We start from the raw sequence: 20884 nt of genomic DNA on the forward strand, positions 1-20884 counted from the left end.
TCCCCGCGTTATAAGTGACGGTTAAAGCCGCCGGAAACATCCAGCGCCGCACCGGTAGTAAAAGAGGCAAGCGGAGAGGCCAGGAAAACCAGCGCCTGCGCGGGTTCGTGCGGCTTGCCAAGACGCTGCATGGGAATACCGCGCCTGCGGGCCATCTCCGCGGTCCATTGTTCCCAGCTTTGATTTTTGTCGCTCCGGGCTTCATAGCGCCGACGCCACTGGCCGGACTCCACCATGCCCAGCAGAATGGAGTTCACGCGGATGCCTTTTGGCATCAGCTCCTTTGATAGCGTCAAGGTCATATTAAGAAGCGCCGCGCGAGCCGCCGAAGTGGCAATCATATGCTCTTCCGGCTGCAGGGCGAGCAGCGAATTTACGCAGGTAACGGAAGCCATCTCTGAACGTTCAAGCATCGGCAAAAAAGCCTGCACCGGGTTTATCACGCCGAACAATTTCAGCCCGGCTTCGTGCAGCCAGGCCTGACGGGGCGTGTCGGCAAAATGCGCCACGAAGCCCTGGCCTGCGTTGTTGATCAGCATGTCAGCGCCGCCGAAGCGTTGCTCCACTGCCGCGGCAAAGGCCGCCACGTCCTGTTCATTGAGCACGTCGCAGCGCTGCGCCAGAATCTCAGCGTTGGGATAGTCGCCTTTAAGCGCGGTGAGCGCTGTCGCCAGGCGATCTTCATCACGTCCGCAAAACGCCACGCGAGCGCCATCCTCAAGCAGCAAACGCAGCGTTTCAAACCCGATGCCGGAGGAGCCACCGGTGACCACGGCCACGCGGCCTTCAATCTGTGTATTCATACCTGCTCTCTTCCATCACCCGTAAAAGCCGTTGATTAAACTCGCGTTCGTTATCCAGATAGCTGGCATGACCCGCCAGCGGAATGCCGTGGTAGGGCATATTCCAGCGCAGCGCCACGCCCTGGGAGTTTTCCGGGGACGTAATGCTGTCCTGCTCGCCGCACCACACTTCAAACTCGCCGTTTAGCTGTTTAAGCCAGCCGTGGATATCGTCATGCGCCAGCATCCACGCCGCCGCCAGATAGCCTTCCGGCCGCAGCCTGCGCATTCCCTGAGCCACGGTTTCGATATCTTCAGCGCGGGCCCGCGGATGCAGTAGTTTCGCCGCTCTGGTCTGAGCAAGGATTTCTCCTCCGAGCGAGATCTGCCGCTCGCGCTGCTGCCAGACCTGCTGACGCTGTTCCGGCGCCGCCTGGCCGTAGCCTTGCGCAGGATCGGCCAGGATTAGGCGGCGCACCCGCTGCGGATAACGAGCAGAGAACGCGCTTGCCACCAGCGCACCAATCGAATGACCCACCAGCACGGTCTGCGTGACGCCAGCTTTATCCAGCATGGCGGCCAGCGCATCCGCGTAGTCCGCCGCGCCAGCTTTCTCTTTCGCTAACGCCGGGCTTTCCCCATAGCCGGGCATGTCCCAGGCCACCACCCGACAGCCGGGAATGCTCATCTGCTTATGCCAGGAGGCCGCCCCTGAACTGATGCCATGCAGCAGCGTCAACGCGTCGCCCTTTCCCGATTCTCGCCAGCAGGTCATAAGCCGCTCCTTAGCTACGTTTTACTTTCGACAGGGGATGATCCGCCGGGTAAGTCGGGATTTCCGGTTTAGACGTGCCGAGCATCACGCACATCAGCGCTTCTTCTTCGCCGTGGTTAAACAGCCCGCGGTACACGCCCGCCGGAACGGAGATCAAATCGCGCTCGCGCAGCACGGTTTCACAGTAATGCTCGCCGTCGCGAATCATCAGCGTGATGCTGCCTTTGAGCATGAAGAACACTTCCTCCACGTCGTCATGCAGATGCAGCGGCCCTTCGCATTTCGAAGGCAGCACCATGGTGGAAAAGGTGAAGTGTTCTGCCGCCACGGTATTGGTATCGTTGGCGACGCCCGTGGCGCCCGTGCCGATGTAACGCATCTGCGCGCGGCGGTATTTCGGGTCGAAGTCCGCCTGGAACTTCAGCGCGTTCCAGTCATATTTACGACCTTCGAAGCGGGCGATGCGCGACTCAACCCATGTATCCAGCGCGATATCGTCCGGCTTGATTGCCGCTTTGGTATTGATTGTTGAAGTCTCTGACATGATGTTTATCCTCAGTAGCGTTTAAGCAGTGGCAGCAGCAGCACGCACCCCAGCGCGGCCATTACCACCAGGAAAAGTAGTCCGGTATCCATGTCATGGGTGAACGCAATCAGCGCGCCCATCACTACGGGCGACAGCGCGCCCGCGAAGTTTCCCAGACCGTTAAAAATGCCCCCGGCTGTCGCCGCCACGCGCGGCGGCGTGGCCTTCGCCAGCAGCGCAAAAATATTCGGCGCGCCGGTTCCCCACATAAAGGTGCTGAAACTCATGGCGGCGATTACCGCTGCGGTACTGTGCAGATGCAGCACTACGGCAAGCCCGAGGGCCGCGCCGCCCAGCGAAATAAAGCAGGCCAGCGCGCGGCGATCGAGTTTGTCCGACAGCCAGGCCCCCAGCACTTCACCCAGCAGCATGGCGATAAACGGCAGCGAAGAGAGCCAGCCCGCGTGTGCCAGATGAATGCCTTTTCCTTCGATGAGGTAGCCCGGCAGCCAGCCGTTCATGCCCCACAGGTAGGTCAAAAAGGCGATATTAAAGACGCAGATCACCCAGAAATGCGGGTTACGCAGCAGCACCTGGCGCGCCTCGCGGCGATCCGGCGTGGGCTCCGCCGTGACCTTCTTTGGTTCCAGCGTGATGTTGCGCAGCCCAATACGCACCAGCAGCAGCACCGGCAGCGTAAGGAAAGCCATAAAGAAGAAGGTGCACTGCCAGCCGAACGCATTAAGAATAAAAAGCGATACCGGGAAACCAATCGCCGCGCCCACCGGCGTGCCCAGCAGCCACAGCATGGTGGCACGGGCCTGAAGTCGCGCGGGAAACGTATGGCGAATCACCGCAAAGGCAAGGGGAAACAGCGGCCCTTCGGCAATGCCCAGCAGCACGCGCAGCACCATCATCAGCGAGTAAGAGTGCGTCAGGCCCATCAGCACCATCAGCACACACCAGATCCCCATCATCGCGGTTAGCAGCCGCAGCGGCGCAATGCGATCCCCAAGGCCGCTCAGCAGTACGGATGAAAAACCGTAGCTGAGCAGGAAAGCGCTCATCAGCAGCCCAAGACGGGTGGTGTCAAAATCGATGCCCATCGCCTGCTGAAAATGGGTATCGGAAAACAGCGCCGCGATGCTGATTTTGTCGAAGAACGCCAGCAGCACGCAGGCCAGCAGCGCCAGCGGCACCGACCAGCGCACCGGTTTTTCAGGCGTGAGGGTATCCTCACCGTTCGCCATAGCCGGCGCGGTGTTGGTATCAAAAGTTGTCATGCTCTCCCCCTTCGGGTGGCGCTTTCCTTAGCGCAGGGACATTAAGGAAAAGTCGGGGTCGGCCAGCGGAATGTCTTGCAACACCCGCCCGGCCGCCATCCAGCGCTTCGCCAGTTTGATGGTTCTGGCGTCGTTAAACGCCACCAGCTGGCTCAGCGTGCCGTCCGTCTTCAGGGTGAAAAACAGCTCGCTGTTTTGGCTACGGCGTACCACCGTTTCACCGTCCGGCTGAGGAATGCCGAGGATCTGGATGTTATGTTGATATTGATCCGACCACAGCCAGGGCGCATCGCTGTAGCCCGCCGCGCTGGCGTCCAGCATCGCCCGTGCGGTTGAAATGGCCTGGTTCTGCGCAAAAGCCCAGGATTGCAGGCAAAGGCGGTAATCAGGATGCTGGGCCACGTCGCCCGCCGCGAAGATCGCCGGATCGCTGGTTCGCCCCTGCGCATCCACCACGATGCCCTGCTCGATCGCTAAATCCGCCTGGCGGGCCAGCTCCAGATTGAGATCGACGCCGATCCCCACGACAACCGCGTCGAACCGCTGCGCTTGTCCGCCGCAGGCAATGACGGGCAAACCGCCGTCGTCTGCAAGCGAAATGGGGCCGCAGGCGCAGTGCAGCGTCACGCCCTGCTGCTGGTGCATTTGCAGCAGCGCGGCGGAAACCGGCGCGCTGACGGAGCGCTGGCAAAGCGCGGCCTGCTGCTCAAAGACCGTCACTGCTATACCTAATCTGCGCGCGGAAGCGGCGATCTCAAGGCCGATCCAGCCGCCGCCCACCACCGCCAGGCTGCGGCATTCGGCAAGCCGCTGCTTTAAGCGCCGGGCGTCTTCCCAGTGGCGCAGCGTATAAACCTGCGGATGCTCCTGCCATGCGGCGCCGGGCAGCCGCGCCCTGCCGCCGGTGGCGATCAGCAGCTGCTGGTAAGGCAGGCGCTCACCGCTGTTTAGCACCACCACTTTTTCATCGCGCAGAATGGCCTCGGCACGCTGCGGACGATACCAGGTAATATTCAACGCGCTGAGCACGTCGCCGCTGAACAGGTGCGGCATAGCAGGCGATGTTTCCAGCAAAGCGGCCTTGGAGAGCGGCGGGCGTTCATAAAAATCCCACGGCTCATCCGCAACCACGCTCAGTTCGCCCTGCCAGCCCTGGTCGCGCAGGGTTTTGGCGGCCCAGCCCGCGGCCTGACCGCCGCCGATAATGACGATCCCCGCGGTCATATCGCCTCCTGCTTTTTCTGCTGGCGGCGCGTGTCATGATCGATGCCGCCTTCAACCGCCCATTCGGTAAAGGAGACCAGCGAGTGTTCCAGCTCGCGCGGCTGCCAGTTTTCCGTCAGATAATCGTCGTTGGTGTAGTACTCAAATGCGCCCCCCGTCGGGCTGTTCACATACCAGAAGTAGGCTGAGGAAACGGGATGACGGCCCGGCCCGATAAAGGTGCTCCACTGCTGTTTGTTCATGGCGATGCCGCCGCCAATCACCTCGTGAATGTCCCGCACGGTAAACGCCACGTGGTTCAGCCCGCGCTTGCGGTTTGGCAGCTGCAGCAAAAAGAGGTTGTGATGTCCGCCGCGCGCCTGGGTGCGCAGGAAAACGGCGCGATTGATATAGCGGTCGGAAACCTGAAAGCCCAGCACCTCGCGATAGAAGCGTTCCACGGCGGCCAGCTCTTCGACAAAGAACACAACGTGACCAATGTTGATCGGCTGCGCACGGTCATAAACCGGGCTTGGCGTATCGATGCGCCGCATATCGCCCCATTGGTTTATCGGCGCAGCCTCCAGTTCAACGGGCTGCTGCCGGGTTACCTGCACGCGCAGCGTCATGCCGTTTGGATCGAGGCACTCCAGCGCGCCGTCCACTTCACGGAAGCCCGGCTGGCCCGCCATGCGAGCGCGCAGCGTGGCAAGCTCCTGCTCATCCGCCACGCCCCATGTCATACGGCGTAACGTGGACCCAGCTTCAATCGCTGGCGGTAAATCCGCGCTGTTAACCGCCCGTAAGACAACTTCTGCTCCGCTCAGGGTGGTGAAACTGCCCGCATCTTTATCCTGAGAGCGCAGACCAAAATCACGCATAAACTTTTCGCACAGCGCCGGGTCTTCCACGCCAAACTCTAATTTTTCAATGCCAGTTACGCTCATAACTCGTTGCCTCATGATGGTTTTAGCCGGATTCGGGCGTAGGGGCGCCCCGACGCGATTAAGCGTCTGTGTTCCGCAGGTCAGGATTAGCTAGCTTGCTTGCGCCAGGTGGCCTAAAAAGCCTGATATTTTGTCGGCGGCCAGGCGGACTTCATTCTGTAAACGTTCACGGTCCGATTTGGGGATCTCTTCATAGGGCACCAGGATGCTGACCACCGCCGCCACCCGGCCAGTACGATCGAAAATCGGATATACGATGGACGAAATGCCGTGGCGGTAGAAGGACTCGCCGATCACGTAGCCACGCGCTTTGTCCTGCTGCACCATCTGCCAGAGCGCTTCGCGATCGTGTAGTTGCCCCGGCACGTTTCCCGGCAGAACCGGGTTGGGAAACAGCTGTTCAAACTCGCCTGGTGAAACGCCGGTAAGCAGCATGCGGCCCAGAGAAGTGCAGTGCAGCGGCAGACGCGTGCCGATGCTGACCTGATTGATCTGCGATCCGGCGGCGCTCACGCGGGCGACGTAGATCAGATCGCGTCCGTCGCGGATCGCCAGATGGCTGCTGCACTGGCTGATATCACGCAGCTGTTCAATCACCGGCTGCCCGGCCTGCGCCACGTCCAGCGAAGCGATGTACTCAAAGCCCAGCCGCAGCACGTTCATTCCCAGCGAGAAGGTGTTGGTGCGCGGATTACGTTCAAGGAATCCCATATATTCCAGGGTTTGCACCACGCGATATGCGGTGGCTTTCGGCATTTTTACCAGTCGATGCAGTTCGGCAAACGTCAGCTCGCGATGCTGCTCGCCAAAGGCCAGAAGCAGCTGCAGCCCACGTTCCAGACCGGGGATTACATATCGACACGCCTGTTCATCCGCCATCTCACTCACCTGTTCAGTTAAAGACGAAACCGCCGTTGACCGGCAGCAGTTGCCCGGTGACAAAGCCCGACAGCGAGGACAGAAGCCACAGCACACTGCCCGTTACATCGTCGGGATGCTGGGCGCCGGGTAAGGCGCGCCCTTGCTCATAAAGCTGATGACGTTCCGCCGGCACATATTCGGTGGCTTCCACACGGGTTAAGCCCGGGGCGATGGCGTTGACGCGAATGCGCCGCTCGCCCAGTTCACGCGCCATTGAGCGGGTCATGGAAATCACCGCGCCTTTGCTGGCGACGTAGGCCATCAGGCGGGGCGCTCCCCACAACGCGGTATCTGACGCCACGTTCACGATGCTGCCGCCGTTGGCTAGCAGCGGCACCGCGGCTTTGCTGACCAACCAGGTGCCGCGCACGTTCACCTGCATCACGCGATCCCACAGATCGATGTCGTACTCCATCATCGTTTTGCCGCCCACGCCGGTTGCCATGGCGGCATTGTTCACCAGCCCGTCAATGGAGCCCAGCGCGCCGATGGCGTTAAACGCCGCTTCGACGGAGTGAGGATCGGCAAGATCGATAACCTGAACCTCAACGTTTAGCCCCTGTTCGCGCAGGGTACTGGCACCGACGGCCAGCTCGGTTTCAAGGATGTCGCACATCACCGCGCAGGCGCCGGCTTTGGCTATCGCTTCGGCAAAATGGTAGCCCAGACCGCGGGCGGCACCGGTAATAACTATGCGCTTCCCTTTCAGCATGCCTTCCATCAGGCCGCTCCCTGCTGCTGTTCGCGCTGGGCCAGCTGCTGCTGCGCGGCTTTTAGCATCATGCGGCGAAGGCGGGACAGCCCCACGTCATGCTGATACAAATATTCGTGGTTCCGGGCGTCAGGCGCCATGCACTCCAGCACCACGCGATCCTGCTCCAGCACCTCCCAGTGCAGTTTTTCCAGGCGGTTGCGGTACATGAAGCGCCACACGTCGCGCTGCCAGTCCTGCACTTTACGGATGCGCCAGAAGAAGACGCGGCAACGATCTTTATCTTCCGGCACCACCATGCCGACTATCCAGAAATGGCCGCCCGGCCCGAAGCGTTTCTGATAAGGAATAGAGAGGCGCATCCAGTAGGCTCCGCTGGCGCCGAATTCCACCCAGTCAAAATTCACGCCGCTCTGGCCGCTCTTCTTGAACACGAAGCCGTTCTGCGTCCCCTCAAGCACCATGTCCGCTTTACGATCGCCTTCCGCCATGGAGTGCGAAGACGAGTGGAGATAGGTGCCGTGCATCGGGTCCATGACGTTTTCCAGCGCGTACTGATAATTGCACTCCCAGGCCGCGGTACACAGGAAATTGCTGTACTGCTCCACGTCTGCCAGTTCTGCCGGGAAGGTAAGTTCTGCGGGCGGCTGTTCCGCCGTCACGCCAAACCATAAGAAGATGGCGCCGTGAACTTCCTGCACTGCGTAACTGCGCACGCACTGTTGCCCGACCAGCGGACAGCGGTCCACCGCAGGGACATCTTTTACCTCGCCGTTGCCGGCTACTTCTACGCCGTGATACCAGCAGGCGATACGATCGCCCAGGTTCCAGCCCATCGACAGGCGCGCGCCGCGATGCGGACAACGGTCTTCCAGCGCCTGCACCTGGCCATCTTTATTGCGCCATACGACGATCTGTTCACCGAGGCGCGTAATGCCGACCGGCGCCGACTGCACTTCCCAGCTTGCCAGCACCGGATACCATAAATTGCGTAATCCTGTATCGAGATAATCTTGCACTGTAGTCGTCATGCTGCTCTCCGCCGTTAGTAACCGTTAACCTGCATAAACTCCCGAAAACTGCTCTCCTGCCAGGCTTCGCCGTGTCGGTCGTAAACCTGGCGGCTGTTTAAGGCGTTCACCAGCTCCGGCAGCGTTTCCACGCCCTGCTCAAAAAGTTGCTCAAGGGCAGCGATAAGCGTCAGCTCAAAGGCTTCTGGTTCACGGCTGCGGGTTTGCCATACCAGATTCTGGTAATGCCCGGGCTTGTGGATCGTGCCGTTGCCCCCCTCTTTTGGCGGCGTAAACTGAAAGCTAATCGGCAATGACGGGTTAAATTCAGCGTTCTCGCTCATTCCACTGTCTCCGGGATAAAGGTGATTTGGATCTGGTTGTCGAATACGCGCACCGGGTAGCGTTTCAGGTTGCGTTCGCCCGGCTCGCGCAGGCAGGCCCCGGTACGGATATCAAATACCGCCTCGTGCAGCGGACATTCAACTTTGCCGTCGTCGACAAAACCCTGACTCAGCAGCGCGTAGGCATGGGGGCAGACGTCTTCGAGCGCGTAATACTCGCCATCCACCAGATAGACACCAATCTCTTTACCTTCGACGTTGCCGCTATAAGGAAAGTCTTCCTGCACCTGCTCTACATTACATACGCCCATCCAGCTCATCAGATCCTCCGGCGGTTGTTTCATATATGAAACTCTGTTTCTTATTTAATACGCTCAATATAAAAGCGCTGGACTTTTCGTCAAGGGGATATGTGACAAGTTTGTTAATGATGCGGGAGTAATTCTCTCAACTGTGGAATCGCTCACGAAAACGTGCACCCAGATGAAACAGGTGATTAAAAATGCGGGCGCACATACATAATTTTTATATTTATCGCGTATCGAATGAGTGCCAGATATTTTAATTGACTTTAGAGGGCCATTGCGGATAAACAAAAATAAGAAGCGGAAGTGTGGCGTTTCATATATGAAACAAACCATTAATTTATCCTTAAAATACAGCAAGTTTCAAATATCAACCATTTTAGATAGGTGATTATTTTTCCGCAGAAACAAAGAAGACTCATCGAGCCTATAAACCGGAGAAGAAACAAGATGCTATCCAACCGCTGGCTGGGAGTGACCGCACTTTTGTTATTAGTGGTAATTGCTTATATAGACCGCGTAAATATTTCAGTGATGATTCTTAACCCCGAATTTGCCAGCCATTTTCGGTTAAATGATAACAGAATGTTACAGGGAATGTTGATGACCCTGTTTCTGCTGGGCTATGGATTTTCAGCGTTATTCCTCACGCCGGTAATGGAAAGTCGGATGCATTACCGTCACGCCCTGCTGTTAAGCACGCTGATCTGGGCCGTCGTTTGCGCGGTATCGCCGCTGGCCGGATCGCTGATGGGATTACTGATTGCCCGTCTGATTTTGGGCATAGCCGAAGGGCCGCTTTTCTCGCTGAAAACCCGCTTTATCAGCGACCGTTTCGCCGCTCACGAACTGGGTAAACCCAACGCGGTAAGCGCGCTGGGCGTCTCGCTCGGCCTGGCCGTTGGCTTCCCGCTGGTGACATGGCTTGTCGGGCATTTTGGCTGGGCGGGTTCTTTTCAGGCGCTGGCGTTGATTAATCTGCTGCTCGGCGGCGGCCTGGTTTTAGGCTTTATCCCGCCCCCTCCGCACAAAAACGCCGTTCCCCGACGCAGGTTTACCACCACGTTGCGCCTTGCCTGGCAGACTCCGCTGCTCGGCTGGATTTTGCTGGTAGAGATAGCCACGCTGAGCTATCTGTGGGGAAGCAGCGCCTGGCTTCCCGCCTGGCTGCGCGATGAGCATCAGTTCTCGCTGCAGGCAACAGGCTGGCTTGCAGCCGTCCCGTTTATTATCAGCCTGGGATCAAAATACCTTGGCGGCGTGCTGCTCGATAAGCTTCGCCCTGCCCAGGCTCCGCTGCTGTTTGTCATCGGCGGGGCTTCGACGGCCTGCGCGGTAACAGGCCTGATGATGAGCACGCAGCCCGCGTGGCTGGCGTTCTGGCTGCTGATGGCAAACGCCTGCTGGGGGTTACAGGGCGCGGCGATACCCACCGTGGTTCAGCATCATGCAAGCCGTGAGGCGGTCGGTAGCGCTTATGGGATCGTTAACGGCATAGGGAATCTGTGCGCAGCCTTTATTCCGCTGCTGATGGGGCTGGTGATGCGCAACGTGGGAACGGTGTCATCGGGGTTCTCGGTGCTGGTGATTTCGCAGGTGGTAACGCTGCTGGCGGGCAGTATGCTGCTGCTGCGCATGCGTCGCGCAGCAGCGCTGGCTTAAACCTTATTCTGCTCTTAAAAGCCCGCAAATACGGCTTAAGCAGAAACAAAGCGTTATCTCTTCTGGCCTGGCTCAACCGCCAAAAAACAGAGTTTTTTGGCGGTTGAGCCCGCGCTTATTCGCCTTTTTTCGCAGCCTGGATATAGAGCATTTCCAGCGCAAGCGTAGCGCCGGCAAGCGCGGTGATTTCAGACTGGTCGTAGGCCGGGGCGACCTCAACGAGATCCATGCCAACGATGTTCAGATCCTTCAGGCCGCGTACCAGCTTCAGGGCGCGGTCTGAGGTCAGGCCGCCGATAACCGGCGTGCCGGTACCCGGCGCGAAAGCAGGATCCAGACAGTCGATATCGAAGGTCAGGTAAACCGGCATATCGCCGACAATCTGCTTAACCTGCGCCAGCACGTCGTCAACGGTGCGGTCGTTAACCTGCCCCGCATCCAGCACGGTAAAACCGTTATCTTTATCAAACTCGGTGCGGATACCAATCTGTACCGAATGGTCAGGGTCGATCAGGCCTTCTTTCGGCGCAGTGTAGAACATGGTGCCGTGATCGAACTCGCAGCCGTTAGAGTAGGTGTCGGTATGCGCATCGAAATGCACCAGCGCCATTTTGCCGAAGTGCTTAGCGTGCGCGCGCAGCAGCGGCAGAGTCACGAAGTGATCGCCGCCGAAAGAGAGCATGCGCTTGCCCGCGGCCAGCAGCTTCTCAGCATGAGCCTGCAGGCGCTCGCTCATGTCGCGCGAATCGCCAAAGGCGTACACCAGATCGCCGCAGTCCACGACGTTCAGACGTTCGCGCATATCGAAATTCCACGGGAAGCGGTTGCCTTCCCAGGCAAGGTTGGTGGAAACCTGGCGAATAGCCGCAGGACCATGACGGCCGCCCGCGCGCCCGGAGGTAGCCGCATCAAACGGAACGCCGGTGATCACCCAGTCGGCATCGCTGTCGTACGGCTGGAAGTTTAACGGGAAACGTAAAAAACCAAAGGCGTTGGAGACCAGGGAATTATCGTACTGATGGCCCAGGGTGTTCATTGTCTGACCTCTCGGTGAGTGAATTTATGTCAAAAAAAAGTCCCCTCCGCGTCGTTAAACCCGACGAGGAAGGGACTGGATTAGTTTCGATACTGCCTGTTGGCGCGGATTATCGCCGTAATTTCATCCGGGTTCAATAGTGCGTAATTCATACGCACAGTATAGAACAGACTTCGGGATTACTCGTCTTCCAGGTAAGTGTAGCCGTAAAGGCCTGCTTCGAACTCCTCCAGGAACTGCTGCTGCAAAGCGGCATCCAGATCGGTCTGTTTTACCTGATCGCGGAAGTGGGTCAGCAGCGTGTTCGGATCAAGCTGCACGTATTGCAGCATATCCGCCACGGTGTCGCCTTCGTCAGAAAGCTCAACTTCCACATTGCCGTCAGGGAAGACGAATACATCCACCGCCTCAGTATCGCCGAAGAGGTTATGCATGTTGCCCAAAATCTCCTGATACGCCCCGACCATAAAGAAGCCCAGCGGCGGCGGGTTCTCCGGGTCGTATTCCGGCATCGGCATGGTGGTGGCGATACCGTCGCCGTCGATGTAGTGATCGATAGCGCCATCGGAATCGCAGGTAATATCCAGCAGCACCGCGCGGCGCTCGGGAACCTGATTCAGTCCTTCAAGCGGCAGCACCGGGAACAGCTGGTCGATACCCCAGGCATCCGGCATGGACTGGAACAGCGAGAAGTTGACGTAAATCTTGTCCGCCATGCGTTCCTGCAGCTCGTCAATGATTGGACGGTGGGCGCGGTTGCTCGGGTCCAGCAGGCGCTGAATTTCATGGCACATGCCCAGGTAAAGCTGCTCCGCCCAGGCGCGTTCCTGCAACGAGTAGCTCCCCGCAGCGTAGCCGGTATGGATATCGTGCAGATCCATCTGGCTGTCATGCAGCCATTCGCGCAGCGAACGGCGGTTATTCGGCTCGTGCATTTCGCCCCAGGTTTCCCACATGCTTTGCAACGCGCGCGCGGCGTCTTCAGCGGGAGCCGTTGGCGTAGTGTATTCGTTGCGCTCGACGCCGATAATGTTCGACACCAGCACGGTATGATGCGCGGTAACCGCACGGCCGGATTCGGTAATGACCGTAGGATGCGGCAGGCCATGCTCTTCGCACGCGTCGCCAATCGCCCAGATAATGTTGTTGGCGTATTCGTTCAGGCCGTAGTTAACCGAACAATCCGACTGCGAGCGCGTTCCTTCGTAGTCCACGCCCAGGCCGCCGCCCACGTCGAAGCATTCGATGTTAACGCCCATCTTATGCAGCTCAACGTAGAAGCGTGCAGATTCACGAACGCCGGTGGCGATGTCGCGAATGTTCGCCATTTGCGAGCCGAGATGGAAGTGCAGCAGTTGCAGGCTGTCGATACGACCGGCTTCACGCAACATTTCAACCAGCTGCAGAACCTGCGTCGCCGCCAGGCCAAATTTGGATTTTTCACCGCCGGAAGACTGCCATTTCCCGGAGCCCTGCGATGCCAGACGCGCACGCACGCCAAGGCGCGGCACCACGTTCAGACGCTCGGCCTCTTCCAGCACGATACGGATCTCTGACATCTTCTCGATAACCAGATAGACCTTGTGGCCCATTTTCTCGCCGATCAGCGCCAGGCGAATATATTCGCGGTCTTTATAGCCGTTGCAGACAATTACCGAACGCGTCATGCCGGCGTGCGCCAGAACAGCCATCAGCTCGGCTTTAGAACCCGCTTCCAGCCCCAGCGGCTCGCCGGAATGAATCAGCGATTCAATGACGCGACGGTGCTGGTTTACCTTGATTGGGTAAACGAGAAAATAGTTGCCGTTATAGCCGTAGGATTCGCGCGCGCGTTTGAAGGCCGCATTAATAGAGCGCAGGCGGTGCTGCAGGATCTGCGGAAAACAGAACAGCGCAGGCAGGCGCTGCCCTTGCGCTTCACGGGCTTTGACCAGCTCAGCCAGATCGACTCGTGCCTCAGGGACATCCGGATCCGGGCATACGGTAATATGACCCAGTTCGTTGACGTCGTAATAGTTATTGCCCCACCAGGCAATATTGTAAGTACGCAGCATCTTGCTGGCTTCCTGGGAACTCATGGCAACCTCCTGCATGGAGCGGTGTACATTCTGCTCGCCCACTGACGAACCCGAAACGGAAGAGATTTTGTCAGACATGGCGAACCTCAAATTTAAACGAATGTGCAAAACAGTTAACTACTATCGCAGGGGTATCCTGCAATAACAACCCATTAACAGCGCGTAACGGCAGCATAAGACGCTGACAGAAAAACTGTGCGATCGGTTTCTTTTTCATATCATTGTAAAACACGTGACCGAACTCCGTGGGACGGGTCGGCGAAACCACGAGAAAACTCTTATCAAAGACAAGAGCGCCCAGGTACTGAAATTACAGGCGTGCGCGACCGGCTCTGGCGTCGTGAGAAGCGCCGGGCCAGGTATAACATCGGCTGGGATGGAGTAAAGAAAGGCAGTTTGCGAGGGGCAGTCGCACACAAGGACTGTGCGCCAGATTCTGCGAATTACAGCGGTTCATCAATCGTATCACCTCCACGCATACGGTTTGGGTATGCGACAAGCCAAAGCTAAGAAAATTGCTCAGACTGATGACAGCTCTCATCCAGGTGAAGCCCTGAAAGATGTCACCCCAAAAATTAACAGAAAAATCAGTTTATTGATTTTCGCCTGATAGCCATAAAGAAGGAAAAAACACGTTTTTTCCTTCTTTATCAGCAATCTTAGCTAAGAAAATTGCTCAACCCGGCTGGAAGTGGGCACAAAACTTGTGTGCTTATTGAATGAGCCGCGCGCGCCGCTTTATACCCATAACGGACGGAAAAAGCAAAAGATAAATACGGGCTTTGCCAGCGCCGTCAGGAAAAATTGCCGCTCCCTTTTATCCATAAATGTGCTGAGCGAGAAAAATCGCTGGCAATATGATTAAGGGTTAACCTAAAATGGCCGTCCAGATGTTAATCCATCTATACTGATTAACTGTTAGACTGCCTGTCGTTCAACCTGTGGCAAATAGCCATAATATCAGCATATCGCACTGATGCGGTGGTCATTCAACAGCAGTCTGTACTATACGAATTATTTTAGGGTGAAGAAAACATGGCTAAACACCTTTTTACGTCCGAGTCTGTATCAGAAGGGCATCCCGACAAAATCGCTGACCAAATCTCCGATGCGGTACTTGATGCGATCCTGGAGCAGGATCCGAAAGCGCGCGTAGCCTGTGAGACGTACGTGAAGACCGGCATGGTGCTGGTTGGCGGCGAAATCACTACCAGTGCATGGGTTGATATCGAAGAGATCACCCGTAACACGGTTCGTGAGATCGGCTACGTGCATTCTGATATGGGCTTTGATGCCAACTCCTGTGCCGTGCTGAGCGCCATCGGCAAACAGTCGCCGGATATCAACCAGGGCGTTGACCGTACCGATCCGCTGGAACAGGGCGCGGGCGACCAGGGCCTGATGTTTGGTTATGCGACCAACGAAACCGACGTGCTGATGCCTGCGCCTATCACTTACGCACACCGTCTGGTTCAGCGCCAGGCTGAAGTACGTAAAAACGGCATGCTGCCATGGCTGCGCCCGGACGCGAAAAGCCAGATCACCTTCCAGTATGACGACGGCAAAATTGTCGGTATCGATGCGGTAGTGCTCTCCACCCAGCATTCCGAAGACATCGAGCTGAAAACGCTGCAGGAAGCGGTGATGGAAGAGATTATCAAGCCGGTACTGCCTGCGGAATGGCTTAACGCTTCAACCAAATACCACATCAACCCAACCGGCCGTTTTGTTATCGGCGGGCCAATGGGCGACTGCGGCCTGACCGGCCGTAAAATCATCGTGGATACCTACGGCGGCATGGCTCGTCACGGCGGCGGCGCGTTCTCCGGTAAAGATCCTTCTAAAGTGGACCGTTCCGCCGCGTACGCTGCGCGTTACGTTGCAAAAAACATCGTGGCTGCAGGACTTGCAGACCGCTGTGAGATTCAGGTCTCTTACGCTATCGGCGTTGCTGAACCTACTTCCATCATGGTTGAAACCTTCGGCACCGAGAAAATCTCAACCGAGCAGCTGACCCTGCTGGTACGCGAGTTCTTCGACCTGCGTCCATACGGTCTGATCCAGATGCTGGATCTGCTGCACCCAATCTACAAAGAAACCGCTGCCTACGGTCACTTTGGTCGTGAACATTTCCCATGGGAAAAAACCGACAAAGCTGCCCTGCTGCGCGAAGCTGCTGGCCTGAAATAATCCGCCACGGTTTTTCCCTTTCAAGGCCGGCTCTGCTGGCCTTTTGTTTTTACACCTGCTGAAACTCTCGTTTTTATTTCCCTCGTCTATACTTTCTTTTTAGCAACCGCCACGGGTTTTATGAAAGCGGTTACACCTATATTTTACCCTTTTACAATCGGATTAATCCTCCTGCCTCCCTTCTTCTGCGCATTTGTTACAATCTGCTTCGGCTTAGTCTGAAAAAGCAACAGATTGCTTGCTGCGTCGGTTCTTAATGCTATGTTTTATCTGCATAAATAACCTATACGGTTCTTGACATTTGTGTAACCGATTACACTAACGTGATTAGCATCACACTATTTTGCGCGGCACACGCCTAACCTTAACCACGATAAAATTGATAATTCAACCGGAGGGCTATATGCCTGACATTAAAAAACATGGGCGATCTAATAAGAGCATGACCTTCTTCGTCTGCTTCCTTGCGGCGCTGGCAGGTTTGCTGTTTGGCCTGGATATCGGCGTTATCGCAGGCGCCCTGCCGTTTATTGCTAACGATTTCCAGATAAGCTCGCACACGCAGGAATGGGTCGTCAGCTCCATGATGTTTGGTGCCGCCGTAGGCGCCGTCGGCAGCGGCTGGCTCTCCTTCCGTCTCGGGCGTAAATACAGCCTGATGATTGGCGCCGTGCTGTTTGTGGCCGGTTCGCTGTGTTCCGCCTTTGCGCCGAACGTTGAGGTGTTAATTATCTCCCGCGTGCTGCTTGGCCTGGCCGTAGGCGTGGCGTCTTATACCGCTCCGCTTTACCTGTCTGAGATCGCCCCGGAAAAAATTCGCGGCAGTATGATTTCGATGTATCAGCTGATGATCACCATCGGCATTCTGGGCGCGTACCTGTCCGACACCGCCTTTAGCTATTCAGGCTCCTGGCGCTGGATGCTCGGCATTATCACCCTTCCGGCCCTGCTGCTGCTGATTGGCGTGTTCTTCCTGCCGGACAGCCCGCGCTGGTTCGCCGCCAAACGCCGCTTCCACGACGCGGAACGCGTGCTGTTACGCCTGCGTGATACCAGCGCCGAAGCAAAACGTGAACTCGAAGAGATTCGTGAGAGCCTGCAGGTGAAACAGAGCGGCTGGTCGCTGTTTAAAGACAACAGCAACTTCCGTCGTGCGGTATTCCTTGGCGTTCTGCTGCAGGTCATGCAGCAGTTCACCGGCATGAACGTCATCATGTATTACGCGCCAAAAATCTTTGAAATCGCCGGCTTTACCAATACCACGCAGCAGATGTGGGGTACGGTTATCGTTGGCCTGATTAACGTGCTGGCGACCTTCATCGCCATCGGCCTCGTGGATCGCTGGGGCCGTAAACCGACGCTGGTGCTGGGCTTCCTGGTGATGGCAACGGGTATGGGCGTGCTGGGCACCATGCTGCATGTCGGCATCCATTCTCAGGGCGCGCAGTACTTCGCCGTGGCTATGCTGCTGATGTTTATCGTGGGCTTTGCGATGAGCGCCGGGCCGCTGATCTGGGTGCTGTGCTCTGAAATCCAGCCGCTGAAAGGCCGTGATTTTGGCATTACCTGCTCTACCGCCACTAACTGGATCGCCAACATGATCGTCGGCGCAACCTTCCTGACCATGCTCAACACGCTGGGCAACGCGAATACCTTCTGGGTCTACGCCGCTCTGAACGTCTTCTTTATCGTTCTGACGCTGTGGCTGGTGCCGGAAACCAAACACGTATCGCTGGAACATATCGAACGCAACCTGATGAAAGGCCGTCCGTTACGTGAGATTGGCGCTCACGACTAAGCAAAAAATGGCCCTTCTCCATAAGGAGAGGGGCTTGCGCCTCGTCCCGCCCCATTCTATTCTCTGCCGTTATGAAATCCCCACGACTCCCCATTGCCGTCCAGCAGGCCGTTATGCGTTGCCTGCGGGAAAAACTGCAGCAGGCAAACCTGCAGTTAGGCCGTAACTATCCGGAACCGAAACTGGTGTATCAGCAACGAGGCACCGCCGCGGGCACCGCATGGATGGAAAGCTACGAAATCCGTTTAAATCCCGTATTGCTGATGGAAAATCAGCAGGCTTTTATCGATGAGGTGGTGCCGCACGAGCTGGCTCATCTTCTGGTCTGGAAACACTTTGGCCGCGTAGCGCCCCACGGCAAAGAATGGAAATGGATGATGGAGGCCGTGCTTGGCGTTCCCGCTCGTCGGACGCACCAGTTTGAAGTCCAGTCCGTTCGCAAAAACACCTTCCCCTATCGCTGCCGCTGCCAGCTGCATCAGCTTACCGTGCGCCGCCACAATAAAGTGCTGCGCGGTGAATTTGAATACCGCTGCGTGCAGTGCGGCGACCTGTTAAAACCGGAACTTACGCCTTCCTGCCATTAAAAATCACGCGCCAGCTTTCCCGATCCTGCTGATTGAAACTGGATAAATCCTCAGGTAGGGTGCGGGCAGGTTTTAGTAAGGATTCTGGAAATGTCTCGCAAATATTTTTGGGCTGTTGCAGGTGTTGCAGCCCTTTGCTCTTTTTCCGCGCTCAGCGCCGGTATCAACAGTTTCTCGCAGGCCAAAACCGCTGGCGTCAAAGTAAATGCCGACGCGCCGGGCGACTTTTACTGCGGATGCAAAATCAACTGGCACGGAAAAAAGGGCGTCCCCGATCTCAAATCGTGCGGCTATAAGGTACGTAAAAACGAAAACCGCGCCACACGCATCGAATGGGAACATGTGATGCCGGCCTGGCAGTTCGGCCACCAGCGCCAGTGCTGGCAGAATGGCGGGAGGAAGAAGTGCAGCAAAGATCCTGTTTATCGCAAAATAGAAAGCGATATGCATAACCTGCAGCCCGCTGTCGGCGAAGTGAATGCCGATCGCAATAACTTTATGTACAGCCAGTGGAACGGCGGTGAAGGCCAGTACGGCCAGTGCGCAATGAAGGTCGATTTTAAGGATAAGATTGCCGAGCCGCCAGCCCGCGCACGCGGCGCTATTGCACGCACCTACTTCTATATGCGCGACCAGTATCAGCTGAAGCTCTCCCGCCAGCAGACCCAGCTTTTTGAAGCCTGGAACAAGCTGTATCCGGTGAGCGCCTGGGAGTGCAAACGCGACGAACGTATCGCTAAAGTTCAGGGCAATCATAACCCTTATGTGCTGCGGGCTTGCCAGGCACAAAACAGCTAACCTACACTAGCGGCAATTGTTTCTTTGCTGCGACAGTTAACCCTCACCCCGGCCTTCTTCTTGGAAGGCCGAGGAGGAAAACAAGCGGCTTCGTTTTGTCCCCTCGCCCCTTTGGGGAGAGGGTCAGGGTGAGGACGAAAAAACGCAGCGCAACTAACCGGATAACTGACGTCATGCGCATACCCCGCATTCATCACCCTGAATTACTCGCCCCCGGCCAGGATGTTTTCCTCAGCGAAGATGCCGCAAACCATGTGGGCCGCGTGTTACGCATGGGAGCCGGCCACGCCCTGCAGCTTTTTGACGGTAGCAACCAGGTTTTTGCAGCTGAAATCGTGCAGGCCGATAAAAAAAATGTGCGTGTCAAAGTGCTTGCTGCAAACGCCGATGACCGTGAATCCCCGCTGCACCTGCACCTCGGCCAGGTGATGTCACGCGGCGAAAAAATGGAGTTCACTATTCAAAAAGCCGTGGAGCTTGGCGTGAACGTAATTACGCCTTTGTTCTCCGAGCGCTGTGGCGTAAAGCTTGATGCCGAACGTCTGAATAAAAAGCTCACCCAGTGGCGCAAAATCGCCGTTGGCGCCTGCGAACAGTGCGGACGTAACCTGGTGCCGGAAATACGCCCGGCGATGGAGCTCGAAGCGTGGTGCGCCGAGCAGGACGACAGCCTGAAGCTCAACCTTCATCCTCGCGCCAGCGCCAGCATAAATACCCTGCCGCAGCCGGTCGAACGCGTGCGTTTATTGATTGGCCCGGAAGGTGGTTTAACGGCGGATGAAATTGCCATGACCGCACGCCACCAGTTTACTGATATCTTGTTAGGACCACGCGTTCTGCGCACTGAGACTACCGCGCTCACCGCCATCACCGCGCTTCAGGTGCGTTTTGGCGATTTGGGCTAAAGGAGAAAAAATGATCAAGCTCGGCATCGTGATGGACCCCATCGCACACATCAATATCAAGAAAGACTCAAGCTTTGCCATGCTGCTCGAAGCGCAACGCCGCGGTTATGAGATCCATTACATGGAAATGGCGGATCTCTACCTGATTAACGGCGAAGCGCGCGCGCGTACCCGCCTGCTGTCCGTCGAACAGAACTACGACAAATGGTATGAATTTAACAGCGAGCAGGATATCGCGCTGGCCGACCTTAACGTCGTGCTGATGCGTAAAGATCCGCCATTTGATACCGAATTCATCTACGCCACCTACATCCTTGAGCGCGTCGAAGAACAGGGTACGCTAATCGTCAACAAACCGCAGAGCCTGCGCGACTGTAACGAGAAGCTGTTCACCGCCTGGTTTGCGGATTTGACTCCGGAAACGCTGGTGACGCGCAACAAGGCGCAGCTTAAAGCGTTCTGGCAAAAGCATGGCGATATCATCATGAAGCCGCTGGACGGCATGGGCGGTACATCCATTTTCCGCGTGAAGGAAGGCGATCCTAACCTCGGCGTGATTGCAGAAACCCTGACCGAGCTTGGCAACCGCTACTGCATGGCGCAAAACTATCTGCCCGCTATCGTCGATGGCGACAAGCGTGTGCTGGTCGTTGACGGCGAACCGGTTCCGTACTGCCTGGCGCGTATTCCCCAGGGCGGCGAAACGCGTGGTAACCTGGCGGCCGGCGGCCGTGGCGAACCGCGCCCGTTGACCGAAAGCGACTGGGAAATTGCACGCCGCGTGGGCCCAACCCTGAAAGCCAAAGGGCTGATTTTCGTAGGCCTCGATATTATCGGCGATCGCCTGACCGAGATTAACGTCACCAGCCCTACCTGCATCCGTGAAATCGAAGCCGCGTTTCCGGTTTCCATTACCGGTATGCTGTTTGACGCCATCGAAAAGCGCATCGCTGAGTGATTTTTAAACGGCGGTAGGGACACCGCCAGTAGTGACAGCTAGCCGCTTTCCCCGCATACTGGAC

At 57.0% G+C, this 20884-nt stretch carries 22 protein-coding genes; 7 read left to right on the plus strand and 15 right to left on the minus strand.

The window, feature by feature from the left end; translation table 11 throughout:
• Positions 1-8 precede the first annotated feature (8 nt).
• The 11 genes from WLO31_RS16965 to WLO31_RS17015 form a co-directional block, all read right to left on the minus strand.
• The gene (locus WLO31_RS16965) at positions 9-803 is read right to left on the minus strand and encodes an SDR family oxidoreductase (protein ID WP_435927793.1); all 795 of its coding nucleotides are present in this window, start codon (positions 801-803) and stop codon (positions 9-11) included.
• Positions 787-1557, minus strand: a complete 771-nt coding sequence (locus WLO31_RS16970; RefSeq protein WP_435927794.1) for an alpha/beta fold hydrolase — start codon at positions 1555-1557, stop codon at positions 787-789. The genes WLO31_RS16965 and WLO31_RS16970 overlap by 17 nt, the downstream gene beginning before the upstream one ends.
• A 10-nt stretch (positions 1558-1567) precedes the next feature.
• Positions 1568-2101, minus strand: coding sequence for a cupin domain-containing protein (locus WLO31_RS16975; RefSeq protein ID WP_435927795.1), 534 nt, complete (start codon positions 2099-2101; stop codon positions 1568-1570).
• A gap of 11 nt (positions 2102-2112) precedes the next feature.
• Positions 2113-3366 carry an MFS transporter gene (locus WLO31_RS16980; protein ID WP_435927796.1) on the minus strand — a complete coding sequence of 418 codons (1254 nt, stop codon included), beginning with the start codon at positions 3364-3366 and terminating at the stop codon, positions 2113-2115.
• A 27-nt stretch (positions 3367-3393) separates the two neighbouring features.
• Positions 3394-4590, minus strand: a complete 1197-nt coding sequence (locus tag WLO31_RS16985) for an NAD(P)/FAD-dependent oxidoreductase (RefSeq protein WP_435927797.1) — start codon at positions 4588-4590, stop codon at positions 3394-3396.
• Positions 4587-5516, minus strand: coding sequence for a VOC family protein (locus WLO31_RS16990; protein WP_435927798.1), 930 nt, complete (start codon positions 5514-5516; stop codon positions 4587-4589). Before WLO31_RS16990 ends, WLO31_RS16985 begins: the two co-directional genes overlap by 4 nt.
• Positions 5517-5606: 90 nt before the next feature.
• The gene (locus WLO31_RS16995) at positions 5607-6395 is read right to left on the minus strand and encodes an IclR family transcriptional regulator (protein WP_435927799.1); all 789 of its coding nucleotides are present in this window, start codon (positions 6393-6395) and stop codon (positions 5607-5609) included.
• A gap of 13 nt (positions 6396-6408) precedes the next feature.
• A complete protein-coding gene (locus WLO31_RS17000) occupies positions 6409-7158 on the minus strand; it encodes an SDR family oxidoreductase (RefSeq protein WP_435927800.1) in 750 nt (249 codons plus the stop codon).
• Complete coding sequence (locus WLO31_RS17005) at positions 7158-8180, minus strand: Rieske 2Fe-2S domain-containing protein (RefSeq protein ID WP_435927801.1); 1023 nt, start codon at positions 8178-8180, stop codon at positions 7158-7160. The genes WLO31_RS17000 and WLO31_RS17005 overlap by 1 nt, the downstream gene beginning before the upstream one ends.
• 14 nt (positions 8181-8194) lie before the next feature.
• The gene (locus WLO31_RS17010; RefSeq protein WP_435927802.1) at positions 8195-8503 is read right to left on the minus strand and encodes a recombinase-like helix-turn-helix domain-containing protein; all 309 of its coding nucleotides are present in this window, start codon (positions 8501-8503) and stop codon (positions 8195-8197) included.
• Complete coding sequence (locus WLO31_RS17015; RefSeq protein ID WP_435930652.1) at positions 8500-8823, minus strand: non-heme iron oxygenase ferredoxin subunit; 324 nt, start codon at positions 8821-8823, stop codon at positions 8500-8502. Before WLO31_RS17015 ends, WLO31_RS17010 begins: the two co-directional genes overlap by 4 nt.
• 435 nt (positions 8824-9258) lie before the next feature.
• Here WLO31_RS17015 and WLO31_RS17020 point away from each other — a divergent pair, with 435 nt between their 5' ends.
• Positions 9259-10470, plus strand: a complete 1212-nt coding sequence (locus WLO31_RS17020) for an MFS transporter (RefSeq protein ID WP_435927803.1) — start codon at positions 9259-9261, stop codon at positions 10468-10470.
• Positions 10471-10585: 115 nt separating this feature from the next.
• Here WLO31_RS17020 and speB read toward each other — a convergent pair whose 3' ends face one another.
• The 4 genes from speB to WLO31_RS17040 form a co-directional block, all read right to left on the minus strand.
• Entirely contained in the window at positions 10586-11506 is a 921-nt protein-coding gene (speB, locus tag WLO31_RS17025; protein WP_435927804.1) for an agmatinase, read from the minus strand.
• 179 nt (positions 11507-11685) lie between these two features.
• On the minus strand, positions 11686-13662 hold the full coding sequence (gene speA, locus WLO31_RS17030) for a biosynthetic arginine decarboxylase (RefSeq protein ID WP_435927805.1): 1977 nt from the start codon (positions 13660-13662) through the stop codon (positions 11686-11688).
• A complete protein-coding gene (gene yqgB / locus WLO31_RS17035; protein ID WP_435930653.1) occupies positions 13655-13801 on the minus strand; it encodes an acid stress response protein YqgB in 147 nt (48 codons plus the stop codon). Before yqgB ends, speA begins: the two co-directional genes overlap by 8 nt.
• Positions 13802-13894: 93 nt before the next feature.
• The gene (locus tag WLO31_RS17040) at positions 13895-14125 is read right to left on the minus strand and encodes a hypothetical protein (protein ID WP_435927806.1); all 231 of its coding nucleotides are present in this window, start codon (positions 14123-14125) and stop codon (positions 13895-13897) included.
• Between the two features lie 494 nt (positions 14126-14619).
• Between WLO31_RS17040 and metK the strand changes: the two genes are divergently transcribed.
• The 6 genes from metK (at position 14620) to gshB (ending at position 20820) form a co-directional block, all read left to right on the plus strand.
• Positions 14620-15774 (plus strand): methionine adenosyltransferase, encoded by a 1155-nt coding sequence (metK, locus tag WLO31_RS17045; RefSeq protein ID WP_435927807.1) that lies wholly within the window; start codon positions 14620-14622, stop codon positions 15772-15774.
• 403 nt (positions 15775-16177) lie between these two features.
• Positions 16178-17572, plus strand: a complete 1395-nt coding sequence (locus tag WLO31_RS17050) for a sugar porter family MFS transporter (protein WP_435927808.1) — start codon at positions 16178-16180, stop codon at positions 17570-17572.
• Between the two features lie 71 nt (positions 17573-17643).
• Positions 17644-18159, plus strand: coding sequence for a SprT family zinc-dependent metalloprotease (locus WLO31_RS17055; protein ID WP_435927809.1), 516 nt, complete (start codon positions 17644-17646; stop codon positions 18157-18159).
• 90 nt (positions 18160-18249) lie between these two features.
• On the plus strand, positions 18250-18957 hold the full coding sequence (gene endA, locus WLO31_RS17060; protein ID WP_435927810.1) for a deoxyribonuclease I: 708 nt from the start codon (positions 18250-18252) through the stop codon (positions 18955-18957).
• 173 nt (positions 18958-19130) lie between these two features.
• Positions 19131-19862: a 16S rRNA (uracil(1498)-N(3))-methyltransferase gene (rsmE, locus tag WLO31_RS17065; RefSeq protein ID WP_435927812.1), complete on the plus strand. Its 732-nt coding sequence runs from the start codon at positions 19131-19133 to the stop codon at positions 19860-19862.
• Between the two features lie 10 nt (positions 19863-19872).
• Positions 19873-20820, plus strand: coding sequence for a glutathione synthase (gene gshB, locus WLO31_RS17070; protein ID WP_435927813.1), 948 nt, complete (start codon positions 19873-19875; stop codon positions 20818-20820).
• Positions 20821-20884: the final 64 nt, after the last annotated feature.

This window comes from Dryocola sharpae, from assembly GCF_051307055.1.
In the GTDB taxonomy this organism is placed as follows: Bacteria; Pseudomonadota; Gammaproteobacteria; order Enterobacterales; family Enterobacteriaceae; genus Dryocola.